Here is an 11,061-nt window from a genome sequence, read left to right on the forward strand (position 1 = left end):
TTCGGGTTCTGTTCGGGTTCTGCACTATTGCCGGATTTTTCTGTATCTCCGTTCTCGGTATCGGGTAATAGTAAAAACTCGGCACCCACGTACGTTCCTGAACCGTCATCACCTCATAGGTAAACGTACCGTTGCTCTGCTTTCTGATAATTACACCCTTCGCATCTTCCGAACCTATCTCTGCAATTCCCCACCTTCTAATGTCAAAATAACGATGTCCTTCAAAACACAATTCAATCCTGCGCTCATGTCTTATTTTCTCCATCAATGCTGTTCCTGCACCACTAACCACTGGCAAACCTGCCTTTTCTGTTCTTATTTTGTTCAGATAAGTCAGTGCCTCTCCATCCTCGCCCAACGCCGAGCAAGCCTCTGCATAGTTTAGGTAAATTTCCGACAATCTGAAAACTGCCCATTGTGTAGCATCATAATCCTGAACATTCCAATCATGGGTTTCGTCAACCATTTTCCTTACGCAATACCTTGTTTTAGAAGCATTCCATGGCGAATAAGGACTTTGCGGAGAATCATCACCTCCTTCAAAAAAACCTGTAAGCCTTCCTTTGAATTGCTGGTTATTGGCCAAAATAGTTGCATAAAACCGGGGCTCTCTGTTCAAATATGGATTTTTTGCCTGCTCCGGATTACTCCAGCTAAACTTTGTACCATCAGCCATCTCAAAATCATCCACCATTTGTTGCACCACATTATATGCGCTGTAACCATTATAACCATTCGGACTTAAATCTCTGCTTACGGTATTATATCTGTCCGCTTTTACCAAACCACTATATACCCTCCCAAAAATAATCTCCGGATTAAAGAAATCAAGAAAGGTTTTATTGTAGGTACCATTGGCCGCATTGCCATACAGAGCATATTTAACACCTGTATAATCAATCACTGCTTTTGCAGCCAGTTTAGCATCTTCCCACAGTTTCCTGTCATTGCTTTTATTAAAATACGGACTTGCAGCGTATAATAACAGTCTCGATTTTAAGGCCAGTGCCGCTCCTGCTGTTGCGCGCCCTTTATCAGGATCGTTAGGATAAACCGCCGGCAAGGTTTTTAAAGCTTCAGCAATATCTGCTAATATAAAATCTTTGGTCTCCAGCCAGGTGGCTCTTTTTTCATTAAAATTCCTATCGTTCACATCGTAAACCTTTACAATAAGTGGTACGCCTCCAAATCTTTTCAGCAGTTCAAAATAAGCCAGTGCCCTTAAAAAGTGTACCTCTCCCTTCATGGTATTTACCGCTTCATCTGCTCCCGTTACCTTTTCAATATTTGTGAAAAAGATATTGCTCGAACGGATAGAGGCATACATTTTATTCCAATGGTTCAGGGAACCAGAAGTCTGGTTATCAGGTGTGGCTTCTCCGCGTACATACAGGTTTTCATTTGTCCAATTAAAGTTCCCGTAAAGCTCATCGGTTTGTGCTGCCCAGCCAAAACCTCCGTCTTGGTAAGCAAGTACTGTTTCGCTGTAAATATTGTTCACAAAAACCTGGGTCAGTTTCGGATCCGACCATACATCCTTTTCAGAGTAAGAGTCAAGAGGTTGCAGGTCTAAAGCCTTTTTGCATCCTCCAAATATCAACGCAGTGCAAACAAGTAAAGCAGCGCTGTTGATTTTAAAATTATTTATATTCAGTTTCATGATATACTTTATAAGTTTTTAAAATGTGATGTTTGCGCCAATATTGATTAAACGCTGTTGTGGATAGTATTGCCCTGAATTGGTTGGCACTTCCGGATCAAATGACGGCCCGAACTTGTCAATAGAAAACAGGTTTGTTCCGCTGATATAAATCCTTGCGCTCTGCATTTTTAATCTTTCGGACACCGATTTTGGCAAAGTATATCCTACCTCTACATTTTTAAGCCTTACAAACGATGCATCTCTTAACCAAAAATCAGATTCAAATGTATTTACCCCAAAAGTTCTTCCGGTTGGGCCGCTAAAGTTTCTCGGATACTTGGTATCACCCGGTTTTTGCCATCTCTCATCAAAAAATTCGGTTACCATATTTAAGCCTGCAGGCGCCAGGTATGATTTAGCCCTGGCCTGCCCCTGGAAGAAAACGGAAGCATCTATGTTTTTCCATGATCCGCCTAAGGCCAAACCAAACATGATTTCCGGCGTGCGTACCAACGGCATTCTCACTTTATCAAGGTCGTTTATAGCACCATCGTTGTTTACATCCTTATACCTGATGTCGCCTATGCCTGTTCCTGCCGGATGTGGACTATTATCAATTTCCTGTTGATTCTGATAGATGCCATCTGATTGATACAGGAACCAGGAATCAATAGGGATACCGGTTTTACGCTGGTACTCGGGGATATTCGCCGCCTCGTCCATAAAGATCACCTTGTTCCTTGCAAATGTGATGTTACCCCTGATGTTATAGGCAAAGGAATTGCCGATAGTGTTATTGTGCGTAGCTTCAAGCTCAATACCACGGCTCAATACTTTTCCTAAGTTTTCATTTGGCAGGGTCAGCCCGGTATATCCCGGAACTGATTCACTTCTGGTGATCAGGATATTGGAACGCATAGACCTGAACACATCTACATTAACCCCCAGTTTACCATTAAAGAATTGTGATTCTAAACCGATATCGCTAGTGGTAGCAAGCTCCCAGGTGATGTTAGGATTGGGCGTTGGCCCAAGTACCAATGAAGAAACCTGTGAAGCTCCCGATCCTAGTGAGTAACCATAACCAGTACCCAGCAAATAGGTCTGCAGGTAATTGAAATCACTCACCCTATCATTACCGGTTCTACCCCAAGATGCTCTTAATTTTAACTCATTGATCACTTCCGATTTAAAGAAGTCTTCCTGCGAAATACGCCATCCTGCAGAAACTCCTGGAAAAAATCCATAGCGTTTTCCTTCAGGAAAGTTTTGTGAACCGTCGTAGCGCATAGTATAATCAATCAGGTATTTACTCTTATAATTGTAAGATAAACGACTGATGTAATTGATACGGGCAGCTTCTGCAGCATCAGAAAAGTTTTGCTGACCAATAAGGCTTCCTGCTGACAACTGATCCAGACTGTTACTCAAGAAATTTGACCTTGAAGCATTAATGATATCGGTATTCCCCTTAAAGCTCTCAAAGGCCACGAAGGCATCAAAGCTATGATCACTGATGGTTTTTGAATATCCCAGTTTTAAATTGAGCAACCTCTCGCCAATGTTGCCTCTTTGTTCAATAAGCGATGGTGCTATTGATGAGGTTACCTTTACATAGTCTTTTGTAGCGGGATCATACCTATATGCCGGTGGCGGCGTTTTGGTAAAGGATTTTGTTTTAGATAGGGTTTTGTCATAAGCGTAATAACCATCTACAAATAGTCCTTGTGTAATTTTGTCCAGTTTCCAGCTAAATGATGCTTTTGTTTGCAGATAATCGGTAGTAAACCGCTGGTATCCTGCTTCGCCAGAGGTAACATACATCATGCTGTTATCGGGGCCGCCACCAATACCTACACCAACAAGTCCGTTGCTATAAACAGGGGTTAAGTATGGATAGGCTAACCATAATTCTCTAAAAATACTTCCAGCATCATAACCATTTTTTGCAGCATTGCGAAATTCATTACGGTACGATACATCAACTCCGATTTTAAAGTTATCGGTCACATTCACATCCACGTTTGCCCTTGCCTGATCTTGCTTATAATAAGCTGCATCCTGCTTGTAAATTCCGTCTTGTTTCTGGTGCTGGCCCGAAAAAAAATAACTTACCTTATCTGTTCCTCCACTTAGTGACATGATGTGATTTTGTTGTAATGCACGTGTTTTCATCACTGCATCCCACCAATTGGTATTTGGAAAAGCTAAGGGATCTGACCCATTACGGAATTTTTCAATAGCTTCTGTTGTCCATGTAAGTTGTTGCCCCACTAAGGCATCGTATTCGTTTGTTGCCTGCGCATATTGATATGAGCTCAGCATCTGAGGAACGCGTGTTGGCTGGGTGCTGGCCCAGTTGGTTCCAAGTGTAAGTACAGGCTTGCCCGACTTGCCTCTTTTTGTTGTAATCAGAATAACACCATTAGCTGCTCTTGCACCATAAATAGCAGCACTTGCATCTTTTATTATACTAAATGATTCTATATCCGCCGGATTTAACCTGGCGAAACCGCCTGCCCTGTCCGGAATTCCATCAATAACTATCAAAGCACCTGAATTACCAAGCGTACCCTTTCCACGAACAAATATATCTGCATTGTCGTTACCCGGTTCGCCGCTTCGGGCATTTACAATTAGCCCGGGAACCTGACCTGCGATAGAGTTGGTTAAATTGCTTGATGGTGATTTGCCCAGTTCCGCACCACTAACTGTTGACACAGCTCCTGTCAGGTTTGCACGTTTTTTTGTACCATAACCTACAACAACGATCTCGTTCAGTCCGGAGCCTGCTGCTTCTGTTAGCTGCACTTCAATGTGCTTCCTGCCGTTCACAGCTATCTCCTGATCGGTAAAACCGATATAACTGAAAATCAACACCGCATTATCCGGGACACTCAGTTTAAATTTCCCTTCATCATCTGTTTTGGTGCCAAGCTGCGTGCCCTTTACACGTACCGTGGCATTGGGCAAGCCACTATTATTGTCTGTTACCCTTCCGGTGATCTGCTGCTGAGCAAATGCCTGGGCACAAAAAACAAAAAAGAGCAGTAATAGAATAAGCTTTTTCCAGAGAAAATCAGGATAGCCCAACTTTTCGATAGTAAGTTTCACGTTCATATTTGGTTATGTTTTGGTTAGGAATAGAACAGTTTTTCTTTCTAGTCTAGTCTATGCTGTTCTATTATTAAGTAAATATAAAGGAAGTTTTTTTATAATTGCAAATTTTACTTTCATAAGTGCCTTAATTTGTATTTAATGATTAACTAAAAATTATTACCTTGTGAAATAAAAACTAAAACAAACATTTTTTATACCTATAGACTAGTGTAGCCCAACCTATCAATATGATAACCATTTTTGAAAAAATACAGGAACTTGAAGAAGTACCATCCTTTTCCAAACACGAGCAATTTGTACAGGGTATAATTAATGCTATCGACGAAAGAATCATTTCTAAAGGAGAGGCGCTGCCTTCTATAAACGTCCTGATCAAGGAACTTGGTTTTGCAAGGGAAACCGTAATGAAAGGATACAGAGAACTCATCAGCCGCGGAATAGTGGAGTCAAAAAACAGACTTGGCTATTTTGTTGCAAATGACGATACTGAACAAACCTTAAAGGTGGCACTGCTTATGTACCTTATCGACTCCTTTCAGGAGCAGTTCTACCGGAACTTCAGAAATGAACTGGGGCCAAATGTACATATCGATGTTTTTTTTCACCATGGCAACATCACCATGTTCGAAACCATGCTGAACATGATTAAAGGAAAGTATGGGGTGTATGTGATTTCACCTATACCACATCCAAAAACCAAACATCTGCTGGACATGCTGCCGAGCAACAAGTTCATTATGTTCGACCGCTATGAACCGCTTAAAGGCGAGTTCAACTACATTACTCAGGAATTTGAACAGTCTACCTATAGAATATTGGCAGAATTGGCAGATACCATAAAGAAATTTGATGAAATGATCTTTTTCCACGTACCTGGCTCTCTGGATCCGGTTGAGATCATTAAATCATTTAAAAAATTCACTAAAGATTTTAAGGTAAACGCCAGGATATTAAACGAATATGAGCCCGGCAGCGTAGAAAAGGGAAAGGTTTATTTTACCCTAAACAACTCCGAAATATGGAAAATACTTAAAGATTGCGAGGCAAAACAGTTACAGCCTGGCAAAGACATAGGCATCCTGTCGCACAACGACGAGGTGGTTAAAGAAATCATTGGTGGTGGCATCACCACCTACTCTGCAGATTTCTCTTTAATGGGTATAAAAGTGGCGCAGGCGGTATTGAAAAAGGAAAAAGTACAGGAAACAATTCCTACCGTACTGATCAGAAGAAAATCGCTATAACCTGCAAAAATGAATGCGACAGCCTTTATCACCTTTATTGTTGTTACCTTTCTTGTAGGGGTGATTTCCTGGTTCAAAACCAGAAGGCATAAAATAACTACCTCTGCAGGTCTCTTTCTGGCCAACCGAACCTTAAGCTTTACCGCTGTAGGCAGTGCTTTGTTTTTTACGAACATCAGCGCCGCAGAATTTGTTGGCAGCAGTGAATCGGTATATGTGAACAACATGACGGTAATGGCCTGGGGAATAAGCTCAGTATTTGCCATGCTGGTTGTTTCTGAATTTGTGATCCCCGTTTATTTAAAGGGTGCCATGTCTACCACTCCCGATTTTCTGGAAAACAGGTATGATCCGGGAACAAAGAAATTGGTTTCCTTCCTGTTCCTGATCAGCTACATGGTAAATCTGCTTCCTATTGTGCTTTACAGTGGCGCTGTAGCATTGAATGGCTTGTTTCATTTTTCTGATATATGGCACATCAGTTATGGAAGCAGCATCTGGATTCTGGTATGGTGCATAGGTCTGGTCGGCAGTTTATATTCTATTCTGGGAGGTTTAAAGGCCATCGTGATCTCTGACCTGGTTTTAGGCATCTGTATGTTTACCGGAGCATTATTACTGGCTTACTTCGGACTAAGCCATGTAGGCAACGGTAACCTTCAGGAAGGCATACACACCATCCTCACTTCAAAAACGGAACATTTTAATTCCATAGGGACATCTGCAGATGCAGTCCCTTTTTCTACCATATTTACAGGCATGATCCTGATGAACCTCTTTTATTGGGGAACTGAACAGGTTATTGTGCAACAGGCATTGGCGTCGTCTGATCTCGAAACCAGCCAGAAAGGCATTGCCCTTGCCTGTGCCGGAAAGCTGCTTGGGCCCCTGCTTTTTATTTTGCCCGGAATAATTGCCGTTCATATGTACAGCAGCATGCAAAACACTACCGAGGTATTTTCAAGGGTGGTAAGTGATGTATCTCCGCCCATACTAAGTGGCTTTATTGCCGCAGTTATTTTTGGCGCTGCAATCACTTCCTTTTCGCCTGGTTTAAACAGCGCCAGCACCCTGTTCACCTTAAATTTGTACAAACCTTTTAAAGAGAAGAAAGGAAGAACCGTTACAGAAGCCGATTTGCTAAGAAACTCTAAAAGATTTGAGATGTTTGCCTCTTTACTGGCTATGTTCATTGCCCCGCTAATCATTTTCTCAAGCGATACCTTCTACACCTTTATGCAGAAGATAAATGCGGCCTTCAGCATCCCCATTTTCACCATTATGTTTGTAGGCTTTGTAACTAAAAAAGTTCCTCCGATCGCTGCTAAAGTAGGTCTTGGATTTTGTTTTACCGGCTACATCCTTACTCAGATTGTATTCGATACAGGCATCCACTTCCTGCATATCTTGGCCATCCTCTTTTTACTAACAACCACCATCATGCTAATCATCGGAAAACTGTTTCCTATGGAAAAGGCTTATATGGCACAGAACAAACAGGTTGTAGATCTAAAACCATGGAAGAACCGCCACTGGGTTAACGGGCTGCTATTACTGATCATGATTCTTTTATTTGTGCTGTTCTCCAGATCAGGAATTGCAACCTAAATTAACGGTTTTCAACAGTCAGGTAAGCACTTCCACAGTAAGCAAACCGCCAAGAGAACTGCGCAACTGACTTAATGCTCTGGTCATATGGTTGTCAACCGTCTTTGTCGAATGTTCAGCCTTTGGGCAATTTCTTTGTGACTCAGGTTTTTTTCTTCCCTGCTGAGTTTATAAACTGCACTGCACTTCTCTGGCAAAATTCCCACAATTGAGTTGATCTGCTGAAGCAATTCTTTATGCGCTAAACTTCCATAGGCTGAGGGATCTCACACATTCCCGTTATCTCGACGTTAGGAAATCCCCAAGCCTTACTAATCAAAACAACACAATTACAGATTTATGTATATTTGATATACAAGCCCTAAACCAATGAACCACAAGTCATTAACCACAACCATCCAAAAGATCTTTATAATCCTGCTTTTGCTTGTCCCATACCTTTCTTTTAGCCAACAAACAGATTCAACCCATCTCGATCAGTTTATTGCAAAACAGGTAGCCGACTACAAAATCCCTGGCCTTGCCATCGGCATAATCAAAAACAATAAAGTAATCTTTAAAAAAGGATATGGTGTAACCAGCACAGCAAAAGGATTTCCGGTAAACACCCAAACTATTTTCCCCATATCATCCTGCACAAAAGCCTTTACCGCAGCTGCACTGGGCATACTTGTAGATGATGGAAAAATCAACTGGGATGACAAAGTCATTAAATACCTCCCGGATTTTAAATTGAGCGACCCATGGATTACCAAAGAAGTTACCATTACCGATATTTTAAGTCACAGATCTGGCTTAAAAACATTTGATGGCGACCTGCTTTGGTACGGCACAAAAAATACCAGACAAGATATCGCAAGGTTAATCCGTTACTCACCAATCCGAACCAATTTCCGCACAGATTTTGCTTACCAGAATATCATGTACCTTGTAGCGGGGCTTGTTGTTGAATCCGTTACCGGAAAAACATGGGACGAATTTTTAAAAGAAAGGATTTTCAACCCCCTCAAAATGACGGGCACCGCTACCAACAGGGATTCCATAACCAGCGAAAGTAATTTTGCCCTGCCACACATCCAGAATAAACCGATTAAACCACTCAACATGTACAACATCAGCCCTGCGGGCGGTGTAGATTCAAATATCGACGACATGCTGATCTGGATGCAGATGCTGCTTGCACATGGCCGAATTGATGACACCACCATATTAGCCGATGGCACCATTAATACCTTAACAAGTGTCAAAACACTGTTCTCCATTAATAAAGACGATGGCTATGGACTAGGCTGGTATATTAAACACACCAAAAACGGTAAAGTAATTAACCACAACGGTGGGATGCCGGGTTATATATCCAGCGTAGTGTTGCTTCCCGACAGCAGCTCTGGAATAGTCATCCTTACCAACAAAATATCTCAGATCAACGATGAGCTGGTCAAAGCAATTACCGGCTACATGACCCGAAATAACACATTTGACTGGAAAGAAGCCGACAAAGAAATGTCTGGAAAAAACACCGTTTTCGATTGGGATAAGAAAAGAAAACCTCAGCCTAAAAAGAGTGCTTCAATACCCAATTTTAGCCGCTATGAAGGGGAATACGAAGACATAGCTTATGGCAAAGCGGTGATCAGACGAGAAAAAGGAAAACCTTTTCTGGAATTGCTTCCCACAAAGGAGCTCTTTTCGGGCTTTTTACATCACATAGACGCAGATCACTGCAAAATCATCTTTAACGATCCCTTTGTACCCGAGGGTGAAGTAATTTTTATAAGGGATACGGAAAAAAAAAATAACCGGGTTCAAGCTAAACATCGATTCAAACGACTTCCTCTTTGACGATCTGGAATTTGATAAAATCCCTTAATTTTTCGCAAACTTGTCTGCTATTAGATTCAGATTGATGCCATGCTCCAGATAAGCCTTCAGCCCATCTACCACAGTAGTAAAGCCACCGCTTGCGCCGTTGATCTCTGCAAGCAGTTCATCACCGGTTGTCTGAAAACCATACTGCGTAATGGTAACATACGTAGTGCCTTCAGTCAATGCCTCAAATTCAAAATCTACGGGAGTTGAATATTGATCCCACTCAACAGCTATTTTTTTATTCGGCACAATTTCTTTAACCCGCACAGCGCTGGAAACACTATACATTTCCCATTCCCAGGTAATTGTTTTGCCCTGCTCTAGCCTGCCACTTCCTTTGGTAAACCAAAAATGCTTGGTGATCTCAGGATCAACAAATGCTTCAAATACTACAGCCACCGGCCTTCTGATTAGCATCTGCGCCTGTACGCTTGGTATTTTATTTTCCTTCTCCATATTATAAATATAACAATTATCCGCGCCAGGTCTGTAGAAAACTGCTTAGGTTTAAGAACAAAAAAATACTTGTCCTGTTTTCGGTTGTTCGCTACACCCAACTAAGCTAATTTTGAAGAAAAAGAAACAGAATGCTGACCAACGAAATCATGTACAACGCCATCCTTAAAAAAGACATCACTTTTGAGGGGACTTTCATAACGGCAGTTAAAACTACAGGCATATTTTGCAGACCTACCTGTACCGCAAGAAAACCAAAGGCAGAAAATGTGGAGTTTTTTAAAACGACCAGCGAAGCCATACGCAAAGGCTACAGACCTTGTAAAGTGTGCAACCCCCTTGAAAAAATTGGAGAGACCCCTGATTTTATTAAATCGATCCTCGACGAATTAAACGCAGATCCATCTTTAAAATTTAAGGACTGGGACCTCATTCAAAAAGGTATTGAGCCCAGCAAAATCAGAAGGTGGTTCCTTAAAAATCATGGCATTACCTTTCATGCCTACCAACGGATGTTTCGGATCAATTCTGCATTTAAAAGAATCCAGGATGGCCAAGCCATTACCACCGCCGCATTTGATGCCGGGTATGAATCGTTAAGTGGTTTTGGTGATTCCTTTAAAGCGATCTTTGGCGTTTCTCCTTTAAACAGCAAAGATAAACAGGTCATTAATATCACCCGATTAGAAACACCACTGGGAACTATGTTTGCCTGCGCCGTTAAACAAGGCATCTGCCTTTTAGAGTTTACCGATCGAAAAATGCTGGAGACGGAATTCAAAACACTCGCAAAACAATTAAATGCCACTATCATTCAGGGCAGCAACCACCACTTCGATCTGCTAAAGCAGCAGCTTGATGAATATTTCGCTGGCAACCGAAAACAATTTTCAGTGCCCCTGTTTTCACCCGGAACAGAATTTCAGCAGTCTGTATGGCAAATTCTGCAGGAAATCCCTTATGGCGCCACGCGCAATTATAAGCAACAAGCCCTGGCTTTAAATAAACCCGAAGCTGTTCGCGCAGTGGCAAATGCCAATGGAATGAATAGAATCTCAATCCTGATTCCGTGCCACAGGGTAATTGGCACTGACGGAAGCTTGACCGGCTACGGCGGTGGAC

General features: G+C 41.9%; 7 protein-coding genes. 4 read left to right on the forward strand and 3 right to left on the reverse strand.

Annotated elements, in window-relative coordinates:
- A partial coding sequence (locus AC1DDX_RS14485; protein WP_477622196.1) for a RagB/SusD family nutrient uptake outer membrane protein occupies nt 1-1,660 on the reverse strand: 1,660 nt, incomplete at its 3' end.
- Between the two features lie 18 nt (nt 1,661-1,678).
- On the reverse strand, nt 1,679-4,762 hold the full coding sequence (locus AC1DDX_RS14490; RefSeq protein WP_288879901.1) for a SusC/RagA family TonB-linked outer membrane protein: 3,084 nt from the start codon (nt 4,760-4,762) through the stop codon (nt 1,679-1,681).
- A 227-nt stretch (nt 4,763-4,989) separates the two neighbouring features.
- Here AC1DDX_RS14490 and AC1DDX_RS14495 point away from each other — a divergent pair, with 227 nt between their 5' ends.
- The 3 genes from AC1DDX_RS14495 (at nt 4,990) to AC1DDX_RS14505 (ending at nt 9,456) form a co-directional block, all read left to right on the forward strand.
- Nucleotides 4,990-6,006, forward strand: a complete 1,017-nt coding sequence (locus AC1DDX_RS14495) for a GntR family transcriptional regulator (protein ID WP_172660813.1) — start codon at nt 4,990-4,992, stop codon at nt 6,004-6,006.
- A gap of 9 nt (nt 6,007-6,015) precedes the next feature.
- Nucleotides 6,016-7,614 (forward strand): solute:sodium symporter family transporter, encoded by a 1,599-nt coding sequence (locus tag AC1DDX_RS14500; RefSeq protein WP_172660814.1) that lies wholly within the window; start codon nt 6,016-6,018, stop codon nt 7,612-7,614.
- Nucleotides 7,615-7,983: 369 nt separating this feature from the next.
- A complete protein-coding gene (locus AC1DDX_RS14505; protein WP_337715726.1) occupies nt 7,984-9,456 on the forward strand; it encodes a serine hydrolase in 1,473 nt (490 codons plus the stop codon).
- A 24-nt stretch (nt 9,457-9,480) separates the two neighbouring features.
- On the opposite strand, the gene AC1DDX_RS14510 is transcribed toward AC1DDX_RS14505, so the two are convergent.
- The gene (locus tag AC1DDX_RS14510) at nt 9,481-9,939 is read right to left on the reverse strand and encodes an SRPBCC family protein (RefSeq protein ID WP_288879896.1); all 459 of its coding nucleotides are present in this window, start codon (nt 9,937-9,939) and stop codon (nt 9,481-9,483) included.
- Between the two features lie 131 nt (nt 9,940-10,070).
- Here AC1DDX_RS14510 and AC1DDX_RS14515 point away from each other — a divergent pair.
- On the forward strand, nt 10,071-11,061 hold a 991-nt coding region (locus AC1DDX_RS14515), incomplete at its 3' end, for a bifunctional transcriptional activator/DNA repair enzyme AdaA (protein ID WP_477622197.1).

The sequence above is a fragment of the Pedobacter sp. 10L46_2 genome (assembly GCF_056395165.1).